At 61.3% G+C, this 25,553-nt stretch carries 22 protein-coding genes; 10 read left to right on the top strand and 12 right to left on the bottom strand.

The annotated features are described in order from the left end of the window. Window positions 1–2: 2 nt before the first annotated feature. Window positions 3–953: an alpha/beta hydrolase gene (locus tag ABEG21_RS22270; RefSeq protein WP_347558746.1), complete on the bottom strand. Its 951-nt coding sequence runs from the start codon at window positions 951–953 to the stop codon at window positions 3–5. A 183-nt stretch (window positions 954–1,136) separates the two neighbouring features. Here ABEG21_RS22270 and ABEG21_RS22265 point away from each other — a divergent pair, with 183 nt between their 5' ends. Beyond that, window positions 1,137–2,315 (top strand): hypothetical protein, encoded by a 1,179-nt coding sequence (locus ABEG21_RS22265; RefSeq protein ID WP_347558745.1) that lies wholly within the window; start codon window positions 1,137–1,139, stop codon window positions 2,313–2,315. Between the two features lie 56 nt (window positions 2,316–2,371). Here ABEG21_RS22265 and ABEG21_RS22260 read toward each other — a convergent pair whose 3' ends face one another. Then, window positions 2,372–2,587 carry a DUF2945 domain-containing protein gene (locus ABEG21_RS22260; protein WP_347558744.1) on the bottom strand — a complete coding sequence of 72 codons (216 nt, stop codon included), beginning with the start codon at window positions 2,585–2,587 and terminating at the stop codon, window positions 2,372–2,374. Window positions 2,588–2,732: 145 nt separating this feature from the next. On the opposite strand from ABEG21_RS22260, the gene ABEG21_RS22255 reads away from it, so the two are divergent. Beyond that, on the top strand, window positions 2,733–3,197 hold the full coding sequence (locus ABEG21_RS22255; RefSeq protein WP_347558743.1) for a MarR family transcriptional regulator: 465 nt from the start codon (window positions 2,733–2,735) through the stop codon (window positions 3,195–3,197). 60 nt (window positions 3,198–3,257) lie between these two features. Here the strand turns inward: ABEG21_RS22255 and ABEG21_RS22250 are convergent, their stop codons facing one another. The 6 genes from ABEG21_RS22250 to ABEG21_RS22225 all read right to left on the bottom strand — a co-directional run bounded on the left by ABEG21_RS22250 (window position 3,258) and on the right by ABEG21_RS22225 (window position 10,432). Beyond that, on the bottom strand, window positions 3,258–3,668 hold the full coding sequence (locus ABEG21_RS22250) for an ester cyclase (protein WP_347558742.1): 411 nt from the start codon (window positions 3,666–3,668) through the stop codon (window positions 3,258–3,260). 120 nt (window positions 3,669–3,788) lie between these two features. Continuing rightward, window positions 3,789–5,786 carry an ATP-binding protein gene (locus ABEG21_RS22245; protein WP_347558741.1) on the bottom strand — a complete coding sequence of 666 codons (1,998 nt, stop codon included), beginning with the start codon at window positions 5,784–5,786 and terminating at the stop codon, window positions 3,789–3,791. Between the two features lie 304 nt (window positions 5,787–6,090). Next, complete coding sequence (locus ABEG21_RS22240; RefSeq protein WP_347558740.1) at window positions 6,091–7,758, bottom strand: APC family permease; 1,668 nt, start codon at window positions 7,756–7,758, stop codon at window positions 6,091–6,093. Window positions 7,759–8,127: 369 nt separating this feature from the next. Next, complete coding sequence (locus ABEG21_RS22235; protein WP_347558739.1) at window positions 8,128–8,538, bottom strand: YidB family protein; 411 nt, start codon at window positions 8,536–8,538, stop codon at window positions 8,128–8,130. Between the two features lie 240 nt (window positions 8,539–8,778). Next, window positions 8,779–9,153: a 2Fe-2S iron-sulfur cluster-binding protein gene (locus ABEG21_RS22230; protein ID WP_347558738.1), complete on the bottom strand. Its 375-nt coding sequence runs from the start codon at window positions 9,151–9,153 to the stop codon at window positions 8,779–8,781. 22 nt (window positions 9,154–9,175) lie between these two features. Then, window positions 9,176–10,432: an MFS transporter gene (locus ABEG21_RS22225; protein ID WP_347558737.1), complete on the bottom strand. Its 1,257-nt coding sequence runs from the start codon at window positions 10,430–10,432 to the stop codon at window positions 9,176–9,178. 178 nt (window positions 10,433–10,610) lie between these two features. Here ABEG21_RS22225 and ABEG21_RS22220 point away from each other — a divergent pair, with 178 nt between their 5' ends. After that, complete coding sequence (locus tag ABEG21_RS22220; protein WP_347558736.1) at window positions 10,611–11,597, top strand: LysR family transcriptional regulator; 987 nt, start codon at window positions 10,611–10,613, stop codon at window positions 11,595–11,597. A gap of 330 nt (window positions 11,598–11,927) precedes the next feature. Further along, window positions 11,928–14,159 carry an NADP-dependent isocitrate dehydrogenase gene (locus ABEG21_RS22215; RefSeq protein ID WP_347558735.1) on the top strand — a complete coding sequence of 744 codons (2,232 nt, stop codon included), beginning with the start codon at window positions 11,928–11,930 and terminating at the stop codon, window positions 14,157–14,159. Window positions 14,160–14,310: 151 nt separating this feature from the next. Here ABEG21_RS22215 and ABEG21_RS22210 read toward each other — a convergent pair whose 3' ends face one another. After that, window positions 14,311–15,081 (bottom strand): IclR family transcriptional regulator C-terminal domain-containing protein, encoded by a 771-nt coding sequence (locus ABEG21_RS22210; RefSeq protein WP_347558734.1) that lies wholly within the window; start codon window positions 15,079–15,081, stop codon window positions 14,311–14,313. Window positions 15,082–15,482: 401 nt separating this feature from the next. On the opposite strand from ABEG21_RS22210, the gene shiA reads away from it, so the two are divergent. Next, window positions 15,483–16,799, top strand: a complete 1,317-nt coding sequence (gene shiA, locus ABEG21_RS22205) for a shikimate transporter (protein ID WP_347558733.1) — start codon at window positions 15,483–15,485, stop codon at window positions 16,797–16,799. 153 nt (window positions 16,800–16,952) lie between these two features. Here shiA and ABEG21_RS22200 read toward each other — a convergent pair whose 3' ends face one another. Both ABEG21_RS22200 and ABEG21_RS22195 read right to left on the bottom strand, forming a co-directional pair. After that, a complete protein-coding gene (locus ABEG21_RS22200; RefSeq protein WP_347558732.1) occupies window positions 16,953–17,330 on the bottom strand; it encodes a hypothetical protein in 378 nt (125 codons plus the stop codon). A 178-nt stretch (window positions 17,331–17,508) separates the two neighbouring features. Then, a complete protein-coding gene (locus ABEG21_RS22195; protein ID WP_347558731.1) occupies window positions 17,509–18,012 on the bottom strand; it encodes a rubredoxin in 504 nt (167 codons plus the stop codon). 784 nt (window positions 18,013–18,796) lie between these two features. On the opposite strand from ABEG21_RS22195, the gene ABEG21_RS22190 reads away from it, so the two are divergent. The 3 genes from ABEG21_RS22190 to ABEG21_RS22180 all read left to right on the top strand — a co-directional run bounded on the left by ABEG21_RS22190 (window position 18,797) and on the right by ABEG21_RS22180 (window position 22,280). Further along, window positions 18,797–19,696: a sugar phosphate isomerase/epimerase family protein gene (locus ABEG21_RS22190; RefSeq protein WP_347558730.1), complete on the top strand. Its 900-nt coding sequence runs from the start codon at window positions 18,797–18,799 to the stop codon at window positions 19,694–19,696. Window positions 19,697–19,783: 87 nt separating this feature from the next. Continuing rightward, window positions 19,784–20,659, top strand: a complete 876-nt coding sequence (locus ABEG21_RS22185; protein ID WP_347558729.1) for a tetratricopeptide repeat protein — start codon at window positions 19,784–19,786, stop codon at window positions 20,657–20,659. Between the two features lie 214 nt (window positions 20,660–20,873). Then, entirely contained in the window at window positions 20,874–22,280 is a 1,407-nt protein-coding gene (locus tag ABEG21_RS22180; RefSeq protein ID WP_347558728.1) for an MFS transporter, read from the top strand. 69 nt (window positions 22,281–22,349) lie between these two features. Here the strand turns inward: ABEG21_RS22180 and ABEG21_RS22175 are convergent, their stop codons facing one another. Then, window positions 22,350–23,279, bottom strand: coding sequence for a LysR family transcriptional regulator (locus tag ABEG21_RS22175; protein WP_347558727.1), 930 nt, complete (start codon window positions 23,277–23,279; stop codon window positions 22,350–22,352). 404 nt (window positions 23,280–23,683) lie between these two features. Here ABEG21_RS22175 and ABEG21_RS22170 point away from each other — a divergent pair, with 404 nt between their 5' ends. Together ABEG21_RS22170 and ABEG21_RS22165 are read left to right on the top strand one after the other, a co-directional pair. After that, window positions 23,684–23,935, top strand: coding sequence for a DUF485 domain-containing protein (locus ABEG21_RS22170; protein ID WP_347558726.1), 252 nt, complete (start codon window positions 23,684–23,686; stop codon window positions 23,933–23,935). A gap of 5 nt (window positions 23,936–23,940) precedes the next feature. After that, window positions 23,941–25,533, top strand: a complete 1,593-nt coding sequence (locus tag ABEG21_RS22165) for a sodium/solute symporter (RefSeq protein WP_347558725.1) — start codon at window positions 23,941–23,943, stop codon at window positions 25,531–25,533. Window positions 25,534–25,553 lie beyond the last annotated feature (20 nt).

Genomic DNA, 25,553 nt, shown 5'->3' with positions numbered 1-25,553 from the left:
CGTTAGCGCAAAAACGCGGCGATCCGATGGATCACCGCATCCACGCCCCATTCGGGATCGGTGAAGGCCTGTCGCATCCGGAGAAATCCGTGCACTTGTCCGGGCACCGATACGTGCTCGACCTGTACAGCCGCCTCTTTCAGTCGATCGGCAAAGGCGTCGCCTTCATCCCGCAGCGGATCGCATCTGGCCGTGATCACCATCGAACGCGGATAGCGATCGAGGCGATCCGAATACAGCGGCGAGAGTAAGGGATCCCGCGCCCGCGCCTGTAGTCGGGCAAAGTCGCTGCCGACATACTGCTCCCAGAACCACTTCATCCTGTCGTAGGTCAGCGGATAGCCGCTGCCGAACGTCGTCCAGCTTGTCGCGCGCATCGATGCATCGGTGACGGGATAGAGATACACCATCGATTCCGGCAGCGGCTGATTTTCCTCGATCAGGCGATGTGTGGCGGTCGCGAGCAAGTGGCCGCCCGCACTGTCGCCCGCGGCCGCCACGCGGAGCGTGCCGAAGCCTTCATCGGCCGCCAGCTGCGATGCGTTCGCTAATACGGCACAGACTTGATCCAGCGCACCGGGATAGGCGGTTTCAGGCGAGAGGCCGTAGTCGATCGACAGGACGAACGCGCCGGAGCGCAGCGCCAAGGCGCGGCATAAGACATCGTGTGAATCCAACGAGCCTTTGACCCAGCCCCCACCGTGCACATACACCAGCAGTAAAGTGGGGTTTGTTTCGGTTGGCTGATACCAGCGCGCGCCTATTCCGCCCGCTTCCGTCTGCAGCACGCGATCCCAGGTTTTAAAGACCGGTTCGGGCGCGCCTACCAGACGCGCCTCGCTTACCGGATCGATCGCCCTGATTTTTTCGACCGATAGATCAGCGGGGCTGGACGGGGCACCGAGCAGCAGCGGCCACACGGCAACAACATCAGGATGTAAAGCATCTGGCATAGGGCGCACTTTCAAAGGATGGTCGAGCAGCGTCATACGCCATGATAGTCCGATCGCACGCTCATCGCCCACAAGGCATCCGTTCAGCTCGATATCGAACGCCACCCCGCGCCATGCCAGGGAATCTATTCGAGATCACCGTTACTCAGCGTGGCACTCCACTCCTTTGCGCCGAGGCTGACAATGGATTTCATCTCCACGTCGCTGTCGAACCTGTATTCACGGGTAACGGGAAACCAGCCCGAAAGCGACGCGGCATCCAAAGCGACAAGCTCAGATGCCCTGGTCGAATCCTCCGATGTGCCCCGTTTCGCGCTCCCCGCAGATGTGTTCAGCGTCATTGCCGCCTCCCTCCCGCTGCGTGACGCCGTCTCGCTTAGTCTGACGGGAAAGTCGATCGAGTCAACGCTGAACACCTATTTTCCGCATCACCGCACGACGTGGGTCATAGTGCAGCGTGCGCGAACGGTCGCCGATATTCCGGCCACGCTCGAACGTATCCAGGCGCTGCCGTTCGAGCGCCAGTGCCCCTTGCTGCGCGAACTGACGCGGCAACTGAAACATTTCCCCGAGCGGGTACAGAAGACCGACATCCAGCCGATAAGGGAAGCGCTCGATATCTTGGCAAAAACCCTGCACCAGCCCGATACGAAACAAACGCTATCGCGCACGCTGGCATTATGCGATATCGGCATCGCGCGACGCCTCGCCACGATGGCAGCACTCGACGCTACCCTCCGTGTCGACTCGAACGAACCGCTGAATATCGATCCCCCCGTGGGAGACGGTGCGACGGGAGCAGACGCCCGCCCGAGCGCGGCATTCCCGACGGAACACTGGCCCGCCGCGTTGGAATCTTATCTGGACGACTCGCACTGGCTACTGATGCGCGAGGGCTTGCTCAACTTCATCACATGGGCGCCGGAATATTCCGCGATTTCTGACACATTAGCCAGCGCATTGGCCAATGTCGCCTTTGAAACCGGCGCCCCGGAAACACGGCATCTGGGCCCGGAAGTACGAGCGCTGCTGACCGCCCGCTTCGGCGTCACGACAGAACGACAGTGGGCGCAGGTCGACCGCAGCGTCGCGGATCGGATCGCCGAGCGGTTTGTGCAAGACGGCTTGGTTGCCGACTGGAATGGCTTTACCCAAGCATGTGAAAATTGGCGCCCGCGCGACCTCGCGTTTGTCTCGCTGGCGGAACAAAGCGCGCTGACGAAGTTGGGCGATTGGGTGCTCACCGAGCGGGAGCACGTGGGCGACGGACCCGGACTGCCTGGAATAAACGCGACGCTTATCTCGAAAGACAATCCGCTCGACAGTCTATGGCATTACCTCCCCGGGGGATGGCGATCCTGATTGCACCATCGCGTATCGAATCGATTGCCGTCGATGGCCGGTATTGCCGGTGCGTGTCACCGTCGTAACGCATGCAAACTATCGCCTCTGTGCACCGCGCGCTTTCCTGTCTTTGCACTCTCCACTTCGAAGCGCGGATCGTCGGCACTCGCATCGAAAGTGTGGCCATCGACGTGCTCGCGCCGATGCAACACGCGGACCACTTTTCCCTCGGTTTTTCCCTGGGGCGTTTGCCATTGCACGGCATCACCGGTTTTCCAATTCGTCGACATAGACCCTCTCCTTGATCGCGGTTCACAGCCCCCCGCCGCAAACATCGTGCCCTGGCCAGTTTGGCGATCGGCGTATCATTGCAACAATGCTTTGGGGCGTCACCGTGGGTGCCTGCGCCGACGTCGGAATCGATATAGGAAGGGAGTGAGCTTGACCGTGCATCAGAATAACGACCGAAGCAATCTCACCGTTGAAACGCTCGCGGAAGACGTGCGTCGCGCCGTCGGTACGTTTGTGCGAGCCGTTAGAGAGAAGACCGATGCAGAGAAATCGGCGCAGACCGAAGCATTGGGATTATTGGACCGAGATGGTCCGATGAATATCGCCGCATTGGCGCAGCGACGGAATGTCACCCATCAAACGATGCGCCTCGTCGTCGGTCAGTTGGAGAACGCCCGCCTGGTCGAACGGCAAGCGGATCCGACCGATGGGCGCAGTCAGATATTTTCCTTATCCGCATTCGGCAAAGCTGAATTGCTACGCGGCCGTGCCGCACGTGCATCGAAAATCGGCGACATGATCGAAAAGACCCTGACGGCCGATGAGCGGATCGCGCTCAAGACCGCAGTGGGCATCCTGGATAAGCTGAGTGCCGCAGCAGGCGGTTAAACGCGTCGCGCCTCTTGCTGCAAGCGCTGAAACGCGCGCGAAGCGGATCGACGCCCTCGCCTAGCCCCGCAATTGCGCCAACACGCTTGGCAGCGTATTGATCCCCCAATGCTCGGCATACCGCCCGTCCACCACCCGTACGATGTCGATCACCTCGATCGTCACCATCCGATTGCTTGCGGGAACGCCCATCAAGCTGCCGGTGTGCATGCCCGAGATACGCTTCCTGCTCGTGACCTTATCCTCCTCCGCGACCTGATCCAGGATCGTCACGCGCAAGTCCGACAAGGCCGGGCGCAGGATGTTCTGAAACGTATGCCACATCGACTCCGCGCCGTTCGGCACGTTCGGCGGTGCCGAATGATTGACGAAATCGGGCGCCATCAGCGCGTCGAAACTGGCCCGATCGCCTTTGACGATCACCTCGTCGTTGAAACGACGCACCACGCGTTTATGATCTTCGAGCGACATTGTTAACGAATCCAGAAGAGTAGCGATTCGCCAAATATATACAGCTATGCTGTATATGTCAAACAGATAGGCGGCCATGGATCACGGACGTTGACGCGTTGTTCGCCAGGCGCCACGCCACTACGCGCGGCGCCCCTCGGCGATCAACTCCCCGACCTTCGCCACCAGTGCTTCGATCAAAAACGGCTTCGTGAGGACGTGCATACCGGGTTCCAGTGCGTTTTTACCGGTAGCGGTGCCTTCCGCATAGCCGGTGATAAACAGCACCTGCAGGTCGGCGCGCAGCGACCGCGCCGCATCGGCCAATTGGCGGCCGTTCATGCCGCCGGGCAGGCCCACATCGGTGACCAACATGTCTATCTTGATATCCGACTGCAAAATCGTCAGGCCGCTGGGGCCATCTGACGCTTCGATCACCGTATAGCCGCTGTCTTCCAGTACTTCGGTGATCAGCATGCGGAGCGTCGCTTCATCGTCGACCACGAGCACGGCGCCGCCTGCCTGTGTCGGTGCCATCGCGTCCTTGACCGGCTCGGCGGCGGGCGGGACGTCGCGCGTAAAGCGCGGCAAGTAAATGCGCACCATCGTGCCCCGCCCCACGGCACTCTCGATCCGCACATGCCCACCTGACTGACGCGCAAAGCCGTAGATCATCGATAGACCCAGCCCGGTTCCCTGCCCGATCGGTTTCGTCGTGAAGAAAGGATCGAAGGCGCGCGCGGCGATCTCCGGTGTCATTCCGGACCCGGTGTCGGTCACCGTGATCGTTACGTAATCGCCGGCGGACACATCGAACTCGGCCGCCGTCTGGGCATCGATCGCCTCATTCGCCAGACCGATATCGATCCGTCCGCCGTCGGGCATCGCATCGCGGGCATTGATGCTGAGGTTCAACAGCGCATTCTCAAGCTGGTTACGATCGATCATCGTCGTCCAGAGCGCCGCAGGCGCCTGGATCGACAGCACCCGATCCGGGCCGATCGTCCGTCCTATCAATTCCTCGAGATCCGCCACCAGCGCGGCCACGTCCGTTACGGACGGATCCAGCGTCTGACGCCGCGAAAACGCCAACAGCCGATGCGTCAGCGCCGCCGCGCGCTTCACCGATCCCTGCGCGGCGCTGACATACCGGTCCATATCGCTCAGTCGGCCTTGCGTCAGCCGCACGCTCAGTAATTCGAGATTGCCGTTGATGCCGGCAAGCAGGTTGTTGAAATCATGCGCCAGGCCGCCAGTCAATTGGCCGACGGCCTCCATTTTCTGGCTTTGTCGAAGCTGCGCTTCCATCCGCTTCAGCGTTTCGGCCTTCTCTTTTTCCTCGGTGACATCACGGCCGACGGCATTGATCATGTCCTTCGACGGTTGCGTCGACCAGTCGATCCAGCGGTAGTCGCCGCCCTTCGTGCGATAGCGATTCTCGAAACGACGCAGAGACACGCCGCCTGCCGAACTCTCGGCGCCCTCGCGCGTATGCGCCAAATCGTCGGGGTGGATCAAATCAAAGAGATTCGAGCCCAGCATCTCCGCTTCCGACCAGCCCAAGGTGGTCGTCCACGCAGGATTGACCGCCACGATCTCGCCGGTAAAACGACAGCGCAACATGATGTCGGTGGAAAGTTGCCAAAGTTGATTCCGATCCGTCGTGCGCGCGGCCACTTCCTCTTCGAGTCGCGCAGCCAGCGTTCGCAGACTCAACTCAGCGGCACGGCGTTCCGAAATATCGGTGAAAAGAATGGCGACATGATGCAGTTCGGGAAGCCCTATCGGGAAAGCCTGTACTTCATACCAGCGTCCAAGCGCTTCGGCGGCGTTTTCGAAGCGCACCGGCTTGGCGGTCCGCGCGACCTCGCCGTAGATATCGAACCAATGCTGCTCGTGCGCGGGAACGAGATCGCGAATCCACTTTCCTCGGGCGTCGACGAGACCCGTCTGCCGGATGAACGCGGCGTTTATCTCGACAAATCGGTAGTCGACCGGTGTGCCATCCGCGGCGAACTTCATTTCAATCACGCAGAATCCCGCGTCCAGCGCGGCAAACAGCAGTTTGAAGTCGCTCAACTCGCGCTGCAGCGTCTGCATTCGACGCCGCAGCGCCTCGTGTTCATCGAGGGAAGTCACCGAATTTTCCAATGTTGTGCGTTCGATTTTTCGGAATGGGTCGCGCGCGGCAGACGGGGATGCGCGGGAACAGCAAATATCGCGCCGGACGATAAAAGCAAAAGCCACCGCGGGACCCCATCTCAAAATTCGAACTACTGTCCGAATTTCGAGATGCAGTCCACCGAGGTGGCTTTCGTTACTAAGGCCGGGAGGGCGTCGTACTCGGCGGACTCATTCCTTAGTCTAACGGAATACCCACCCCCGGGCAGTGTACGGCGCGTAATGCACCTTAAAGGAGGCGCCGCGAACGCGCGACGGCGGTTCAGTGACCGGCGTGATCCGGATCGTTGTCTTCCTTCGCTTCCTCCAGATAAGGCGTGCGATAGCCGCTGTGGACACCCCAGCGATAAAACAGGAAGGCGATGACCGCCACGATCAGCATGTCCCAATTTTCTGGGAGATAGCCCTTTCCACCGAATTCGCGACCGCCGAAGTACGACAGCAGCGCCATGACGAACAGGTAGGTCACGAGCCATCGGGCGGCACGCCAGTCGCTGCCCCAGCCCTGCCAACCCTGCTTGGCCTGGTAGTACAAATACACCGGCAGTGCGACCGCCATCAGCAAGATAATCTCGCCGGTCAGCGGCCAGCGCGCCCAATACAGGATCAGCGACGCGAAAACAAACGCGAGCGGTGCAACCACGCCCATGCCCGCCAGCACCAAGGGGCGCTTCAGATCGGGCGCATGGCGGCGCAAGGCCATCACGCTAACCGGACCCGTCAGGTAAGAGATCACCGTCGCCACCGAAATCACCGCTGCCAAGGAACTCCAGCCGCGGAAGAAAAACAGGAAGATGAACGAGACGATCAGGTTGAACCACATCGCCGGCCGCGGCACGCCGAACAGCGGATGCACATTGCCGAGGATCGCCGGCAAGGTGCCATTGCGCTCCATCGCATAGATCATCCGCGACGTCGTCGCCATATAGGTGATGCCGGTGCCGCTCGGGCTGATGAAGGCATCCATGTACAACACGATCGCCAGCCAGTTGAGGCCCAGCGCGATGGCCAGGTTGGCGAACGGCGAGCTGAAATCGATCTTGTTCCAGCCCTGCGCGATCTGCGTCGGCGAGACCGCACCGATATACGCCGCCTGCAGCAGCACATATAGCACCAGTGCCAGCAGGATCGAGCCGATCACCGCGAACGGGATGCTGCGCGACGGGTTGCGCGCTTCACCGGCCAGGTTCACCGGGCTCTGGAAACCGTTGAACGCGAAGATGATGCCGCTGGTTGCCACGGCCGTGAACACGGCAGACCAGCCGTACGGTGCGAACTGACCCAATACGCTGCCGCTGGCCGCCGCGGCGGCATCGCCAGCCGCACCCAGATGACCGAAATTCGCCACCGTGAACTGGCTGGCCATCAGGCCGATGACCGTCAACGCCGGCACGATGAACTTGAATACGGTGATCAGCGAATTGGCGCGCGCGAAAACCTTCACGCTCCAATAATTCAGCAAGAAGTACACGATGACGAGCGCGGCGGACAGGAGCAGGCCGGTCGTCGAGAGTGTCTCGTTCTGGTATAGCGCATGGGCCCAGGGAAACGGCCAGGAGCTCATGTACTGAATCGACGCCTCGGCCTCCACCGGAATCACCGACACAATGGCGATCCAATTCGCCCATGCGCTGATGAAACCTACCAGGGAGCCATGCGAGTAGCGCGCATAGCGCACCATCCCGCCCGACTCCGGAAACATCGCGCCCAGCTCCGCATAGGCCAGCGCGATCGCCAGAATGACCAATGCGCCGATGACCCAAGCCACCAACGCCGCCGGGCCGGCGATCTTCGCCGCGCGCCAGGCGCCGAACAACCATCCGGAACCGATAATCGAGCCCAGGCCCGTCAACATCAATGCAATCGGACCAATGGACCGATGGACGCGTGGGGCGGCCCCGCCACCATTCTTCGTCTGTGTTCCCTGCATGCGTACTCCCAATCAGATGCCGCCCCTGACGAAAGGGACGGCTGAAGGGGCGGTAGTTTATCCGACCGCCGCCGCTTCGTCCTATTAAATCTGATTTCGCGAATAGTCGCAGGCCGTCATATTCGAAAGAATTGAAAGCAAGAAAAATCAAGGGGGGGTAAAAGACGGTGCCGCGGATGGCGCTACACGACTGAAAATGCGTGAACTGTTCCGCATTTCACCACTAAACGTTAAAACGCCCACGATCAATCACCGATCGTGGGCGCATGCGCAAGTGAAACGTCGGCTTTTTTGAAAGAATATAAGACATACCCTTATAGCTTTCCGACGCCACCGATGCGTTCGCGCATTGCGCGCGGCTTGAATGGCTTACTTATTTCCGCCAAACATCCCCATTAAGCCACCAAGGGCAGACAGAACGTTATCGGGCTTGAGTTTGCCGTCTTCCGGCAGCGTGCCGTCTGGCGTCGCCCGATCGACCACGCCGGGCAAGACCATCGCGAGGATGCTCACCAACTGTTCGACCGGCATGCCGACCTTTGCGGCCAGGGGCTCCAGCAGCGGTTTGCCCAAGGCCATCAGCAGCGTCGCCGGATCGATCGGCAGGTTGCTGCCCTTCCCGATCCACGACGACACGATCGAACCGGCCCCGGCGTCGTTGAACTTCTGCACGATGCCGTTCAGACCACCCGGCTGGCTGTTCACGAAGCCGATGGCCGCGTCGACCAGATTGCTGCCGCCTGCGGCGCCCTGTGCGCCCAATCCGTCCAAAATGCTCATCGCACCCTCTCTATCGTTGGTTTCCGTATGTGTCGACACGCCGACGGCGAAGACACACGCTCTATGGCGCGGCATTGTACCGGACAGCGTCGATGCGCCTTTGCTGCATCATGCCGCGCCCACCGAAAACCGGTCATCGCGGCTGCCGCGGCAGGCCGACACGCACGCCGTGCCTTCGACGATGGCACCAGCAGCGGCGGCGCGGAATCAATACTTCGGGACGACGTCGACGAAATCGGCTCAAAAGCCGCGGGACCGTATCGGGCGCACCGGTATGTCGGCGGTCTCGCGCATGGCCGGCTGCTCGATCGTGACATGGCCCTCGGGATAGGCGATACAGGGCAGCATCCATCCTTCAGCCTGCTCGTCGCGGGTGACACCGGGCCATTCGACGCGGTAGTGGATCGTGCCGGCCACGATGCGGCACAGGCAAGCGCGACAACTGCCATTGCGACAGGAGCTGGGAAGGCGCATGCCGCCGCGCGAAGCGGCCACCAACACGGTGGCGTCGCGCGAGGCCGGCACGGTACGCCCCGCAGGCAATACCGTCAGGGTTTCCGCCGCATCGGCCTCAGCGCGGCTCAGACTCGATCCACTGTTCTCCGCCTCTGCCATGCACGCCACTCGGAAATCATTGTCAGGCGGTGCGGCGCCACAGCCTTATCCCCAACATCAGGCACAGCGCCAATAACACCACCGCGAATATCGCCACGCCGGGCCAACTGCCCTGTTCCCAGAAATGGCCACCGGCCGATCCAAGGAAACTCGAACCCAGATAATACGCCAGCAGGTAGAGGGACGAGGCATGTCCTTTCGCGCCATCGGCCAAACGGCCCACCCAGCCACTTGCCACCGAGTGCGCGATAAAGAAGCCGATCGTCAGCAAGACGATCCCCACAATCACCAGCGTCAACTGATGTGGCAAGGTCAGCAGCACGCCGAGGATAGCCAGCGTGACGCCGGTCACCAGCACCGGCCCGCGACCGAAGCGATCGGCCATGCCGCCCGCGACCGACGAGGCGACCATCCCGAATAAATACGCGCTGAAGATCAACCCGGTTTCCGCCGCATTCAAATTGAATGGCGGTTCGATCAGACGAAAGCCGGCGTAGTTATAGACGGTAACGAACGCGCCCATGACGAGACAGCCGACACCGAACACCATCGGCAGCATAGGATGCGAGAGATGACGGCGCCAGAGCGCGACATGGTGCGCCGCGCCCAGGCCGGCCTTCGCCATGAAGTTGCGGGACGGCGGGAGCAGCAGCACGAAAGCGATAGCGGCGGCCAGATCGATCACGCCGAGCGTCGCCATCGCCGTGCGCCACGAAAACCAATCGGTCAGGAAGCTCATGCCCACGCGGCCCATCATGCCGCCGAATGCCGTGCCGCCGACGTACAGGCCCATCGACATCCCCAGCCCTTTCGGATTGATCTCCTCGGCGAGATAGGCCATCGCCACCGCGGGGACCCCGCCCAGGACGAACCCCTCCAACGCACGACCCAGCAGGATCAGATTCCAGCTCGGGGCAACGGAGACGAGCAGATTGCATAATGCCGCCAACGTCAACGAGGCGAACATCAAGCCACGTCGCCCCAAGCGCTCGGACAGCGGTCCGGCGCAGAGGATCGAAAAAGCGAGAAACCCCGTGGACAGAGACAGTGCCAGCGAACTCTGCGCCGCGCCGATGTGGAATTCGCCGGTCAAGGACGGGAGCAAGGGCTGCACACAGTAAAGCAGCGAGAACGTCGAGAAACCCGACAGAAAAAGCGCCAGACTGATGCGCCGGTAGTCGGCCGAGCCGCGCTGAACGCCGGCAAATACGGGACCGGCGGACGACGATGGCAACGGTAGCGTGCCGTCGCGCACCGGAGAAGCGGTTTTCGTTTGCATGAAGGTCTTTTTGCCCAAGCCGCCCTCATCGGCATCCGCTTGGGTCGCATCTGTGACAGGAAAAGCGCCGACCAGCCCGGCGCAAGGCGCATAAGCTTGCCGTGACAGAAGTGTGCGCTGTAAGGGATATACTGTCCAATATATGGAATCGGCATATCCCATACATAGGACATATAGGATGGAATTGCGCCACCTGCGGTATTTTCTGGCGGTCGCCGACGAGGCCAATTTCACGCGGGCCGCCGCACGCCTCGGCATCGGGCAGCCGCCGCTAAGTCAGCAGATCAAGCAGTTGGAGACATTGATCGGCGCGCGTCTTTTCCATCGCGGCGCACAGGGCGTGAGTCTGACCGACGTCGGTCTGGCATTCGCACCCGAGGCCCGTGCCACGCTCGCCGCGGCCAGCCGCGCGATGCAGGCGGCGCAACGGGCCGCGCACGGCGAGATCGGGCGCTTGAGCGTCGGCTTCACCAGTTCGGCCTCTTTCAATCCGATTCTGCCGGATGCGATCCGCCGTTTCCGGCGCGCCTACCCGGAAGTCGCCCTGTCCTTGGTGGAAGCGAATACGCAGCAATTGCTCGACGACATTCAGGCGAGTCGACTCGACGCGGTGTTCATTCGACCGAGCGATGCGGCAATCGAAGGATTGATGCTGCACCGCTTCGCCGACGAGCCCATGAAAATCGTCGTGCCCTCGGATCACCGGCTGGCGCAGGAGACCGGCCTGCCGCTCGCGGCGTTGGCCGGCGAACCCTTTGTTATTTTTCCGCGCATCAACGGTATCTCTTTGTTCGAAGAGGTCTACAACGCCTGTCTGAACGCAGGGTTTACGCCCCTTCTCGCGCAGGAGGCACCGCAGATATCGTCAGTGGTCAATCTGGTGGCAGCCGGACTCGGCGTCTCAATCGTGCCGGCCGCCATTGCCACGGTGCGCGTCGACGGGGTCCGTTATCTCGACATCGTGGGACCAGCGCCGAAGGCCCGACTCGCGCTCGCGGTACGTCGCCCCCTCGATGCGAAAAGCGGCGATGTCACGCCGCTGACATGCGCAACGTGCGTAAATGCGTGGAAAAGCCTGACGCCGATGCTGCGCAATTTTTTAGCACTGCTGCCGCCGGCGCATGCCTCGTCGAACGCAGGCATCACTGGTGAAACGCCCGTGTAACGGGCGTTTCCGGCGATTCGGCAGCCCTCTTGCAGGACCGCAACCGCGGTGTGCACGTGCCGTTTCAGACGTCACGGCAGGCGGAGAAAGCAGAATACTGCACTGCAAGTCTTATATTAGACCCAAGACTGACTCCGATTCTTGTTATACTCGGAGTCGCTCATGGTCCCCACCCGGAACCCGTCCGGCACGCAACAGTTTCACCGTCCGCTTGGCCTTGTTAAACGTCGGACGGATGCCGTGCCGCGCGCCTGCCGTTGAGAGGAGCCGGCGGATGCGAGAAGCGGGATCGGGCGACACCTTCATGTGGAAATCGAGGTAACCAGAAAAATGTCCAAGACGTCGAAGATCATCTATACCCTGACCGACGAAGCGCCCGCGCTCGCGACCTACTCGCTGCTGCCTATCGTCAAGGCCTTTACGCACTCGTCGGGGATCGACGTGGAGACCCGCGACATCTCGTTGGCCGGTCGCATCGTGGCGCAATTTCCGGACGTTCTGGATGCCGCGCATAAGCAAAGCGACGACCTGACCGAACTGGGCGAGCTGGCCACCACGCCGGAAGCGAACATCATCAAATTGCCGAACATCAGTGCTTCGGTGCCGCAGTTGAAGGCGGCCATCAAGGAACTGCAGGCCCAGGGCTATAAGCTGCCGGAATATCCGGACGAGCCGAAGAACGACGCCGAGAAAGAAACGAAGGCCCGTTACGACCGCACCAAGGGTAGCGCCGTGAATCCGGTACTGCGCGAAGGCAATTCGGACCGCCGCGCGCCGCTTTCGGTGAAGGCCTATGCACGCAAGCACCCGCACAAGATGGGCGCATGGTCGGCCGAGTCGAAATCGCATGTCTCCCATATGTCGAGCGGCGATTTCTACGGTAGCGAGAAGTCCGCGCTGATCGATGCCGATGGCGCCGTGCGCATCGAGCTGGTCGGCAAGGATGGTAGTGTCAAGGTCCTGAAAGAAAAGACCTCGGTCAAGGCCGGCGAAATCATCGACTCCGCGGTGATGAGCAAGAATAAGCTGCGCGCTTTCATCGATGCGGAAATCGCCGATGCCAAGCAAAAAGGCGTGCTGCTGTCGCTGCATCTGAAGGCGACGATGATGAAAGTGTCCGATCCGATCATGTTCGGTCATGTCGTCACGGAATTCTACAAGGACGTGCTGACGAAGCATGCCGACGTGCTGAAGCAAGTCGGCGTCAACGTCAACAACGGGATCGGCGATCTGTACGCCCATCTGGCGGATCTGCCGGCAGACAAGCGCGCTGAAATCGAAGCCGACCTGAAAGCCGAGTACGCCAAGCGTCCGCCGCTGGCGATGGTCAATTCGGATAAGGGCATCACGAATCTGCACGTGCCGAGCGACGTCATCGTCGACGCGTCGATGCCGGCAATGATCCGTGACTCCGGCAAGATGTGGGGCCCGGATGGGCAGTTGCACGACACGAAGGCGATCATCCCCGACCGTTGCTACGCGGGCGTCTATCAGACCGTCATCGAAGACTGCAAGAAGCATGGCGCGTTCGATCCGGTGACGATGGGCAGCGTGCCGAACGTCGGCCTGATGGCGCAGAAGGCGGAAGAATACGGTTCGCACGACAAGACCTTCGAAATCGCGGCAGACGGTGTTGTCCGCGTGGTCGCGGCGAGCGGTACGGTGCTGCTGGAGCAACCGGTGGAAGCCGGCGATCTGTGGCGCATGTGCCAGGTCAAGGACGCGCCGATCCAGGACTGGGTCAAGCTGGCGGTCACCCGTGCCCGCGCGAGCGGCACGCCGGCCGTGTTCTGGCTGGACGAAAACCGCGCGCACGACGCGCAGGTAATCAAGAAGGTTCAGCGCTACCTGAAGGATCACGACACGTCGGGTCTCGATATTCAGATCCTGTCGCCGGTGGCCGCAACGCAGCTGTCGCTGGACCGTATCCGCGCCGGCAAGGACACGATCTCGGTGACCGGTAACGTGCTGCGCGATTACCTGACCGATCTGTTCCCGATCATGGAGCTGGGCACCAGCGCCAAGATGCTGTCTATCGTGCCGCTGATGGCCGGTGGCGGCTTGTTCGAAACGGGCGCCGGCGGTTCGGCACCGAAGCACGTCCAGCAATTCCTGGAAGAAGGTTTCCTGCGTTGGGATTCGCTCGGCGAATTCCTGGCACTGGCAGCCTCGCTGGAACATCTGGGCACCGTGTACAAGAAGCCGAAGGCGAATGTGCTGGCCAAGGCACTCGACCAGGCAACGGGCAAGTTCCTCGACGAAAACAAGTCGCCGTCACGCAAGGTCGGCGGCCTGGATAATCGTGGTAGCCACTTCTACTTGGCACTGTACTGGGCGCAGGCCTTGGCCGCGCAAACCGAAGACACGGGGCTGCAAGCCGAGTTCAAGGATATCGCGCAATCGCTGACGGAAAACGAAGCGAAGATCGTCAAGGAACTGGCCGAGGGACAAGGCAAGGCGAACGATATTGGCGGCTACTACCATCCGAATGCCGAGTTGACCGAGAAGGCGATGCGCCCGAGTGCGACGCTGAACGCGGCACTGGCAACGCTGACGAAGTAATACTCCGAGGCGCCAGGCAATACACCACCTGGCGCCGGACGCACGATCGAGCGCGGCAACGCGCGATGGATGGATGCGGCACAAGCAAAGCGCCTCGGGTTTTATCGACCCGAAGCGCTTTTTTTGCGACTTACGCGACGTCAGCGTCCGGTCACAAGACGTTCAACATCGACAAGGCCGTGTCGCGAAGGGGCTGCAGGACACGGGCCACGGCGGCATCGGTTGTCTCCTGACCGATCAGCATATTCGTGCTCAGCGCGGCGACAACCTGCCCATGACGATCCTTCAACGGCACGGCCACGCCCCGGACGCCCACCTGCAGTTGCTGCTCGATCACCGCATACCCATCTTTTGCCGCCTGGCGAACTTTCTCCAGCAAGCGATCCTTATGCGTGATCGTATGCGGCGTGAACGGCGTCAAGATCGCCGCATCGAGCCATTGCGCCAGTCCCGCTTCGTCATCGCGCGAGGCGAGTTGGACGACGCCCGGCGACGTCAGTGGCGCCGGCACGCGTGCGCCGAGTACAAAGCCGGTGCTCATGACCCGCGACGTGCTGTTGCGCGCGATAAAAACCAGTTCCCAGTCGTCCAGGACGCTGACATAGACCGGCTCGTCGATCGTCGCGCTCAGTTGCTGGAGATAAGGCTGCACCATGCGCGGCAAGCGCGCGGAATCGAAATACGACCACCCTACGCGCAGCACGCGCGGCGTCAACTCGAATAGCTTGCCGTCGCCGCGAAGATAGCCAAGCGATTGCAGGGTCAGCAGGTAGCGACGCGCCGCCGTGCGCGTCAAGCCGGTGCGCGCGGCGGCCTGTGTCGGCGTCATCCGGGGATGCTCGGCATCGAATGCCTCGAGAATCGACAACCCTTTTTCCAAGCCGGCAATCCAGTCCCGTCTGTCCAACATGCGCGTCTCCAACCCTCGTTAACCCGATACGCAAACGATCAGCGTTCGTCCCCGAGCGATTATCGCGCAAAACGACGGCATTCGCCTTTCTTCCCGCGCAGTGCAACTTTAGACTGCGACCTAATGACCCAACGCCAGCCAGCGCGACGCCGCGGTGACGCCGGCATGCAAAATGCGGCCATCCCGCAAGACACCTTCCTCACAAAGGAAATTCACGCATTTCGGCGACAGAAATAAACAATTGTCGCGCGCAGACGGGCCATGACGCTTGCCTTTCCAATAGCAACGTGGTTTGATCGCGGGCCTTGGTCGAATCATGCTGCCGAAGCCGGGTTCGCGGTATGCAATCGGTACGCAACGGTGCACCGGACAGGTCCGCCGACGATGACGATCAACGATTTATTGAGACAACGATGACCAGCGCTTTTCGCTCCGCTACCCAACAGACTGCCGATCAGGCAATCGTCACCGCCAGCCGGGCCCGCAAAGCCGCCTGGGGCAGTTTCGTCGGCGCCGTCGTCGATTGGTACGACTTCCTCTTATATGGCATCGTCGCCGCGCTGATTTTCAATACGGAATTTTTCCCGAAGATCAGTCCGGCGATGGGCACGCTGGCGGCATTCGGCACCTTCGGCGTCGGCTTCCTGTTCCGTCCACTCGGCGGCTTTGTATTCGGGCATTACGGCGACAAGCTCGGTCGCAAGCGCATGCTCGTATTGACCGTCACCTTGATGGGCTTGTCAACGGCGTTGATCGGCCTGTTGCCGACTTATGCGAGCATCGGTTGGTGGGCGCCGGTGTTGCTGATCGCGCTGCGCGCGATTCAAGGCTTCGCTGTAGGGGGCGAATGGGGCGGCGCGGCACTGCTCGCGGTGGAGTCGGCACCGGAGAAGCGTAAGGCTTTCTACAGCTGTGGCGTACAGGTCGGCTATGGCGTGGGGCTCGTGCTCGCCACGGGTCTGGTTTCGATCCTGAGTCAGACGCTGGACAACGATGCCTTCCGCAGTTGGGGCTGGCGCCTGCCGTTTATCTTCAGCGTCGTACTGGTCGCCATCGGTCTGTGGATCCGTACGACGATGGACGAGTCGCAAGCATTCGAGAAGGACGTCGTCGCGCAAGCCGACACGCCGGCCAAACTGCCAATCCTCGAAGCGCTGCGTGAGAACCCGAAGGCCTTCCTGCTGATCATCGCGCTGCGCCTCGCGGAACTGTTCACGATGTATATCGTCACGGCGTTCGCCCTGAGCTATTCGACGTCGAACCTGGGCATGCCCCGACAGTTCTTCCTCAACATTGGCTTGGCCGTCGGCGCGATCAGCATCGTCACGATCCCGATCTTCGCCTGGGCGGCCGATCGCTTCGGCCGTCGACGCGTCTATATGCTCGGTGCGTTCGTCGGTGCCTTGAGTGCCATCCCGTTCTTCCTGGCCTTGGATGCGCGGTCGACCGTCTGGATCGTCATCTGCTCGGTGCTGCTCGCCAACGTTGCACACGATATGGTTGTCTCGGTCCAGCAACCTCTGTTCACGGAACTGTTCGGTACGCGATTCCGTTATAGCGGTGCGGGCGTCGGCTATCAGGTCGCCAGCGTGGTTGGCGGCGGATTCACCCCCTTCATCGCCGTCGGACTCGTCAGCATGGCGGGCGGTAGTTGGCATCCGGTCGCCGGCTATCTGTTCATTGGCTGCCTGATCTCCTTGCTGGTATCGTGGAAGATGAAGACGCGGTGATCGCGTGACACCGCCTGTGTCGTCCGCCAGGACGGCCATGGCGGCACAAAACAAAGCGGCGCCTCATGTCAGTGAGGCGCCGCTTTGCTTTATCTCGATCGTATCGTCATCGCTGCGGGCCATCAGACCCGCTCACGCGTACGAGCGTGCCCCTTACTTCTTGAACATGGCGCGACAGCCGGGGCTCAGCTGTTTCACTTTACGCTGCATGCAGGCCGTGATTTTTTCCTTGCTGGGAATATCTTCCGAACACAAACGGATGGCATCGGCCTTGCACGCCTTGCTCTGCTCTTCTTCCGTCGCGCCGTGTGCCGAACCCATATAGGCTGCAGCAGCGACGGGGAGCAGCAGGCAGGCCGTCATTCGCGTCACGCGCGCCCCACCCGCGCGACGATCGTGCGCGGCATGGAGACGATTCAGGTTCGCTTCGGACGGGGAGATATCGTTACCGCCGATGCCGTACGCATGACGCGTGCTCGGCAGGAACGGGGCAATCAGGCGTTGGGGAATGGCACGCAATAGGGCACGCATGGTCGCTGTCTCTCTCCATTGTCATTCAGTGTCGATGTCTTCGCCCCGCGACCGCAAGCACGAGGGTAACAATGACCCAATACGACAACGTGCAAGCCGGCGAGGCTCGCACCGACTGAGCAATTTTCGTGCCGCGCTTGCACTTGTGGAGACAAAGACACGCGATACTGCGAAAGGATCAGAATTCGACGACAGCGAAGTCTTCCTTGCCCACGTCGCAGAGCGGGCAACGCCAATCGTCGGGGATGTCCTCGAAGCGCGTGCCCGGTGCGATGCCCTCTTCAGGCAAGCCCAGTGCTTCGTCGTAGATCCAACCGCAGATCACGCATACCCATTGCTTGTATTCGACAGGCGCTGCCGCGCTGTCCAGGGTGGCGGCAACGGCACCGGCCGTCGCACCCGACGCGGCCAACACGATCGCGTCGAGGTCGGGCTGCTCTTCCTGCGGCATCGTTTCCTGATTGGCGAGGCTGACCACCACGGGCGCGGTGATATCCTCGGCCGCCAGTCGCCGACGCAGACCATCGAGCAAGGCGCGCGCTTCGTCCGCATTCAGCGTCACGGTGTAGGCCGGCGCCGAGGCGGCATCGGAATGCCCCGCCGCGCCCGGTACGCCATCCTCTGCACGGATCAGCCGATTGGCTGGAAACTGCAACTCCAGTGCTACGCCTTTCTTATACATAGAAAACTCAACGTCACTTCAAAAGGGTGGCCAGGTAATCGCACAGGACGGCGGCGCCCAAGCCGGCCAACCCAACCACCATCAGCATCTGGAGCAGGGAAAGGGAGCGCGATGATTTAGCTTGATTCGAGGAAGCCTGCATGGTGTCAACTATCTTGAAATATCGGTTGGCCGGCGCCGCGCCCTTCCACGGATGGCGGTGGGCACGCGCGGGTAAAACACGGCGTGTCGTGTAAAAAACGTCTGCGGATCGAACGGTAAAGGCGGCACCGTGTCATGTCAATGCAGGCGGCGCCTGCGCTTGACGCAGATCAGGCGCCCGCTGCATGGACCCGCCGTCGTCCTGGTATCGCCCCGCCGCAGACATCGCGGTCGACGCACCTGAGGGACAACGGCATCGCGCGACGCAGTCTAAAAGGAAATGGCGTGTCGCGGAACCCATTGCTCGGGATTATTCATCTCATGAACTGAAACAACGGGCGATATTCGACGCGATTTGTTTCAACTCATGACACCGAGGCGTCGTGAAAGATAGTCCATTCTTCCGTCGTAAACCCTAGTTTCGCATGCTCAACGCGCACTTTGCGCGATTAACGTACTATTTGACGGCACGCCCAATTGTCAGTGCCATGCAACGGTCTATGCTGATCGGCATTACGCGCGGAACGTCTACCGGATGACGGCTCGCATCGCAGGCGCATGTCCGCGCCTGCGGCGACACGGTCTCCTCTCGCCGATAGCGGCGAGCGTTCCCTTACGCGCTCTCTGATGGAGATGGACTGCAATGACCCGCGATACCGATTTTGCTCAAGACCCTGCTGCCACGTCGGCGCTGCCGCACGACTTGGCGAATCCCCTTTTTATCAACACGATCCTGCTGGGAGGGCCGACCGTGCAGAAACTGGCCGCCGCGAAGGCCGCCGGTTTTGCGCAGGTGGAACTCTGGCGCCAGGATGTAGAAGCGTATGACGCGGGCGCGGCTGCGCTCGGGCGGCATCTGCGACAGATCGAACTGGGCTTGACGGACCATCAGGTACTGCTCGATTTCGACGGCGCACCGGACGAGATACGGGACGCCAAACGCCAGGAAGCGATTGCCCTATTGGATCGCGCTCAGGCGCTGGGCGCCAATACGGTACTGGTGCCGGCAAGCACGCATAAGGCGTGCGTCGCGGCGCGCGTTGTCGACGACTTGCGTTGGCTCGCGCGCGAAGCGGCCACGCGCGGACTGCGTGTCGCCTATGAAGGCATGGCGTGGAGCACGCTGACCTACACGGTGCCGGCAGCGTGGGCGACGATCCAGGCGGTAGGCGAGCCCAATATGGGCTTGGTCGTCGACGCCTTCCACATGTTCGCGCGCGGCCGCGACGCAAACGATCTTCGCGATATTCCGATCGATCGCATCTTTCTCCTGCAGCTGTCGGATCTGATGGAAGAGATCGATCTGCCGAATATCATCGAGATTGCGCGTCATCGGCGCCTGCTGCCGGGCCAGGGGCGCTTCCCCGTCACCGACCTCGTGGCGCGACTGCTCGATGCCGGCTACAAGGGCCCGATCGGCCTGGAAGTGTTCAACGATGCGATGAAGGCGCGCGACCCGATGGACGTTGCGCGCGAGGCGATGACTGCGCTGCGCAGCACCGTCGCCGCCGCGCTGGCCGAGACGGCCGGCGCCTCGCATTAAGCCGACGCCAGCGGCGACGCGACGCCTCGATGTGACATTCATACCGCGACGTTTTTGGAGAGCGATACAGCGGCGGGAAGTTTCGCTATGATGGAGACGCCTTGTTTCCTCTGCCCGAAGAGTTCCGCCATGCGTCCGACGATCGACTGCCGAATCCCAAAAACGTTGGCGGCTTTGCTCACCGTCAGTATCGGCATCGGGCTCAGCGTCATGTCGATCGACACGCGGGCGGCGGCATTGGATGCGCATAGTCAGGCCACGCGCGACCCGAAGTTGTCGACCGCGCTCGAGGACTACGCGGAGAGTAACTATCCGGTGGCGTTACGCGAGTTTCGCGAAGAGGCGCAGCGGGGAAATCGGATCGCGCAGTTCGACTACGCGATGATGCTGCTCAATGGCGAGGGCACGCAGCCGGATCTGCCACAGGCGCTGCAATGGCTGCACAAGGCGGCAGACGCCAATATGACGCACGCGCAGTACATCTACGCCAAGATCTTCGATGACGGTCAAATGGTGCCGTCCGATCCCACGCTCGCCCATCAATGGTTTTTGCGCGCGGCGAAACATGGCCACGTCGGCGCGGAGATCGCGTTGGCGACACAGTTCATGGATGGTCGCGGTACCGCGCGCAACTACAATGCCGCTTTCCATTGGTATCTTCGGGCCGCACGTCAGGGCGACAGCACATCGCAATACATCGTGGCGAGCTTCTATGAAAAAGGCGGCGACGGCGTGAAAGTCGATCTCGTCTCGGCACAACTCTGGTATGCGCTTGCGTCGGCCCAAGGCGATCCGGCGGCTATTGGTAAATACGCGGAAGTGTCGGAGCGTTTGAAGGCAGAGGGGCACGCGCATGGCGCAAAAGGCGGAATCGCGACCGCTCCCCATCGCACTATCCCGACGCCGGCACCGGCAGATCCCGTCCCCGATTCGCTACCGCGCTCCACAGCCGCACCGGTCTGAATCCCAGGCAAAACGGCAGACTTCGCACCGCGTCAGACAGTGCAGCACATCGTCCCCTCGATTTCTCGCCACAGGCGCGGCTTTCCGCAGCATCGCCAGCAGTTTCACGGGTTAACCCGTCTGACCCGCCCGCCCCGTATTTCGTAAGCTGACACCACAATTGTTCGCTTGTTGAAACGACGTTCATCTATCGAACGCACCCCGGGGAAAACCAATGTCAGCGCGCCCAGCCACGTCCATCGACGTGCAGCAATTCATCGATCTCCAGCCGCTGTCCGCGCGCCAGTGGTTGATCTTTGCAATGTGCTTTGCAGTCGTCCTGCTCGATGGCTTCGACACCTCCGCGATCGGCTTTATCGCGCCGTCATTACTGGGCGAATGGGGCGTGGCGCGCACGGCATTGTCGCCCGTACTCAGTGCCGCGCTATTCGGTCTCGCTTGCGGCGCCTTGCTTGCCGGCCCCTTGGCGGACCGCTTGGGACGACGTGCGCTGCTCTCCGTATCGGTGGCACTTTTCGGGATAGCCTGCCTGATATCGTCGCAGGCCGGCAATCTGACGGAACTGACGGTGTCGCGCTTCGTCACCGGCCTAGGGCTGGGTGCCGCGATGCCGACCGCGGCAACGCTGATGAACGAGTATTGTCCGAAGCAACGGCGCGCGACGCTCGTCAATCTGATGTTCTGCGGCTTCCCCTTAGGCGCCGCGCTAGGCGGCTTTCTTGCCGCGTGGATGATCCCGCATTTCGGTTGGCGTAGTGTGTTGGTCTTTGGCGGCGTAACGCCGCTGTTGCTGCTGATCGTCCTGTTGCTTGCCATGCCGGAATCGATTCGCTACCAGGTTGCGAGCCGACATGCCGGCGCATCGATACTGCGCACGCTTAGCCGCGTATGGCCATATGCCGCCGCGGATCTGCGCCCGGATACCGTTTTCACGTTGACCGAGCAGTCGGCGGTTAGCAAGCAAAGTGAGGCGGGCGCATTGTCTTCCGGAGAACGTCGTGGCTTGCGTCTGGTGCTATCCCGCGATTATTTGCTGGGTACGCTGATGCTGTGGACCGCCTATTTCATGGGTCTGGTCATTTTCTACGCGTCCATCAACTGGATGCCGATCCTGCTGCGCGAAGGCGGCGTATCGCCAGCACATGCCGCATTGATTTCCGCGCTGTTTCCGTTGGGCGGCGTCGGCGCGGTGCTATGCGGTTATCTGATGGACCGGTTCAACGCGGATCGAATCATCGCGCTGTGCTACGCCTTGACGGCGGTCAGTATGGCTGCGGTAGGACAGGCCCTCGGGCATGTCGGTTTATTGATACTGGCGGTTTTTTGCGCTGGCGTATTGATGAACACGGCGCAGTCCTCGTTGCCGGCGCTCGCCGCCGCCTATTATCCGACACAAGGTCGGGGGACCGGTGTGTCCTGGATGCTTGGCATCGGTCGCTTTGGCGGCATCGCCGGCTCTTTTCTGGTGGCGGAGCTGGGGCGTCGTCACTTCACGTTCGGCGGCATCTTCGCGACCGTCGCGCTCGCCGGCGTCGTCGCCTGTCTCGCATTGCTGATCAAATACCGCGGGCGCAGCGGAGCACCCAATGACCCGCTCAATCGCGTTACGGTAAACGGATAAACGTGCTTCGTGAACCACGCTGAGGATGGCACCGAACAACGTTGCACGCAGTCGCTTTCAATGGACCGTTCAAGATAACGTCGATGCCCTCGGCGCCTCCGCGCCCTCCGTATCAACAGCGAAGTGCGCAGCGACGGTCTCGACAAAACGCGCCAATGCGGACGACACGAAGGTATCGCGCCGACGAACGAACACCGAGTCCACCAGCCCTTCCCCGGGTGCAAGACGATGCACGGCGATCTTGCCGGCATCGGCCAACGGCGTCGCCACCGACAATGGCAACAAGCTGATCGCAATCCCCGCCCGCACGCAGCCCATGATGCCGTCCAGGCTGCCGATCTCCATTCTTCGAATACTGGTCACCCCCTGCCGTATCAGCAGGCGCTCGATCCGTTCACGATAGGAACAGCCGCTGCGAAAGATCGCAATCTTCGCTTCTGTCGCCGATGGCAGCCAGGGCGGACGATTGCCATGCGGATAGCGAAGCCAGGGTGCCGTCACGATCACCAACTCCTCCGAGCCCACTTTCTGCTGCATCAACTCCGGATGATCGATGGGACCCGCGACGATGGCACCCTCGATTTTTCGATCGAGCACATCCGCCAGCAGCCGTTCCGTCGTGCTGGTTCGTAGCACCATATCGACGTCAGGATAGTGCTGTGCATAGTCGACCAAGACCTCGGGCAGGCGTAATGCCGCGGTCGTTTCCATCGCGCCCACTGTCAGCGCGCCACTCGGCTTTGTCGCATCGATCACAGAGCGCCGCGCTTCATCCATCGCATGATCGATGCGCTTGGCGTGCGGCAGCAACTGCGCCCCCGCCGGCGACAAGCTCATGCCGCGCCCATTGCGATGAAACAGCGCGACACCCAACTCTTCTTCCAGCCGCTTGATCCGCTGCGTCACATTGGACTGCACGGTATCGAGAAATGCGGCCGCTTTCGTGATACTGCCCGTTTTCGCCACCGCGACGAAATACACCAGATCGATCGAGTTCATCCACCGCCTCATCCATTCGCTTGCGCACGTCAAACCCATCACCCGTCAAAGCAACGGACATGCCCAGCAAGAAAGCGCGCCATCGAGGCGGTATCGCACACGTCGCGCACCGTAAGCGAGCACCCTGCTCCGGTTTTGGTGCAAGGCGCCGGTATCGGCCACAAATCAGTGCACTGCAACGCCGACAAGGGCAGCGCGACGACGTCGACCGACCCTTGTTTTAGTGGTCCAAACCGAGATGCCGATCGCGAAACCAACAAAAGTCGCTTCCGTCATCTGCTGCCGTCATATCAGGCATCTCGAAAAGTGAAATCAGCCCGGTCCGGCATACAGCTCGCATTGCCTGTCGCATGCGCAGCCCCGCTGCAACGATAACGATGCACAACGAGAGGCAGGATCACCCTATGAGAAACGCGCAAATCGATCAGTCCGCCAGCGGCGACAAGCCCCGCTTGGGCCTACTGCTCGCCGTGATACAGATCGTGGCGTACTTCGCCTTTGTCACGATGTGTTCTTACCACCCGACCGCGCTGAAATCCGCGTTTCTGACGACGGGCGTGCCCCTTTCGTTTGTCTCCGGCATTGCGGTCATCCTCCTCGGCGTCGTGCTGACCGCGATCTATGTCGTCGCCTGCCGCCGATCGTCGGAGCGATGATTAAAATGAAAAAATGCTTGATAGCCGTGCTCTTTCTCACTGCGGGCGCCCATGCGGCCACTGTCAACGGGACATCGACTGCGGAGGGCAATGGCCACACGCTGTCCATCGCCATGTTCTTCGGCATCATCCTCGTCACGCTCTACATCACGTGGTGGGCCGCAAGGAAAGTACGGTCCACCGGTGATTTCTATAATGCAGGCGGGAACATCAGTGGCGTTCAAAATGGCCTGGCGATCGCCGGCGACGCGATGTCGGCAGGCGCCTTGCTCGGTCTGAGCGCCCTTGTCTATAGCAATGGATTCGATGGTCTGGTCTATGCAGTCGGCTATACGACCGGCATGCCGATCGTCGTCTTCCTCCTTGCCGGACCGCTTCGGAAACTGGGGAAATATACCTTCAGCGACGTGGTCTGCGCCCGACTGGAGGGGAATGGTGTGCGCGTCTTCGCCGCGATTGCCTCGCTGTGCATCGTTCTCTTCTATCTCGTCGCGCAGATGGTGGGCGCCGGGCAACTGATCCAGACGCTCTTCGGACTGGACTATCTCTTCGCGCTATTTTTAGTCGGCATCTTGATGGTGTTGTACGTCGTCTTCGGCGGGATGATGGCGACAACCTGGGTGCAGATCGTCAAAGCGATTCTGATGCTGTCGGGCTGCCTCTTTCTCTGCTTCCTGATCATGCGTCACTACGGCTTCAGCTATGCGCTGTTGCTGCGCGATGCGGTGGCGACGAGCCCGAAAGGAGAAGGCATCTTGACCGCCAGCGCCTTTTCGCAATCGCATCTGTCCGCGCTCTCGCTTGGCATAGCGCTGATGTTCGGCACCGCCGGCTTGCCGCACGTCTTGATGCGCTTTTTTACGGTGCCCGATGCACGCGCCGCGCGCAGCTCGGTTCTCTGGGCCACGATTCTGATGAACGGTTTCTACGCAATGATCTTTATCATCGGCGTGGGCGCGATCTGCTTTCTGCACCGAGCGCCACGATTTTTCGATGTGCATGGCGCGCTGATCGGCGGCGGCAATTCGGTCGCGCTGCATCTCGCCGATGCACTGGGCGGCGGCGCATTGCTCGGCTTTCTCTCGGCTGTCGCGTTTGCGACCATCCTCGCCGTCGTCGCCGGCCTGACGCTGTCCGGCGCCTCCGCGATTTCGCATGACCTCTATCGTTGCGTGTACGCCAAGGGCAAACCGACTAAAACGTCCGAACTGACCGTATTGCGACTTTCCGTCGTGGCACTCGGCATCGTTGCGATCCTGTTGGCGCTGGTCTTCAAGAATCAGAACATCGCCTACATGATCAGCCTCGCGTTTTCGATCTCCTGCTCGTCCACCTTTCCCGTTTTGCTACTGGCGATCTACTGGAAGCGCTTCACGGCACGCGGTGCCGTATGGGGCGGACTCGCGGGCTTGATGTCGTCGCTGACGCTGACGGTTCTCGGACCCTCGGTCTGGGTGAAGGTATTCGGCTTTACGCAACCGATGTTCTCCATCGATCCACCGGCGCTGTTCACCGTGCCGCTGGCCTTCCTCGTCTGCTTTACGGTGTCGCTGCGCGAGAAAGCGCCGGTTTCGACGAACAACGTTTCACTGCAGTAACACCCGACGCTTCCTGATTT

Origin of the sequence: Robbsia sp. KACC 23696, from assembly GCF_039852015.1 — a bacterium.
GTDB lineage: Bacteria > Pseudomonadota > Gammaproteobacteria > Burkholderiales > Burkholderiaceae > Robbsia.
The sequence above is the reverse complement of the archived record's forward strand: the minus strand, read 5'-3'. Positions and strand labels throughout refer to the sequence as shown.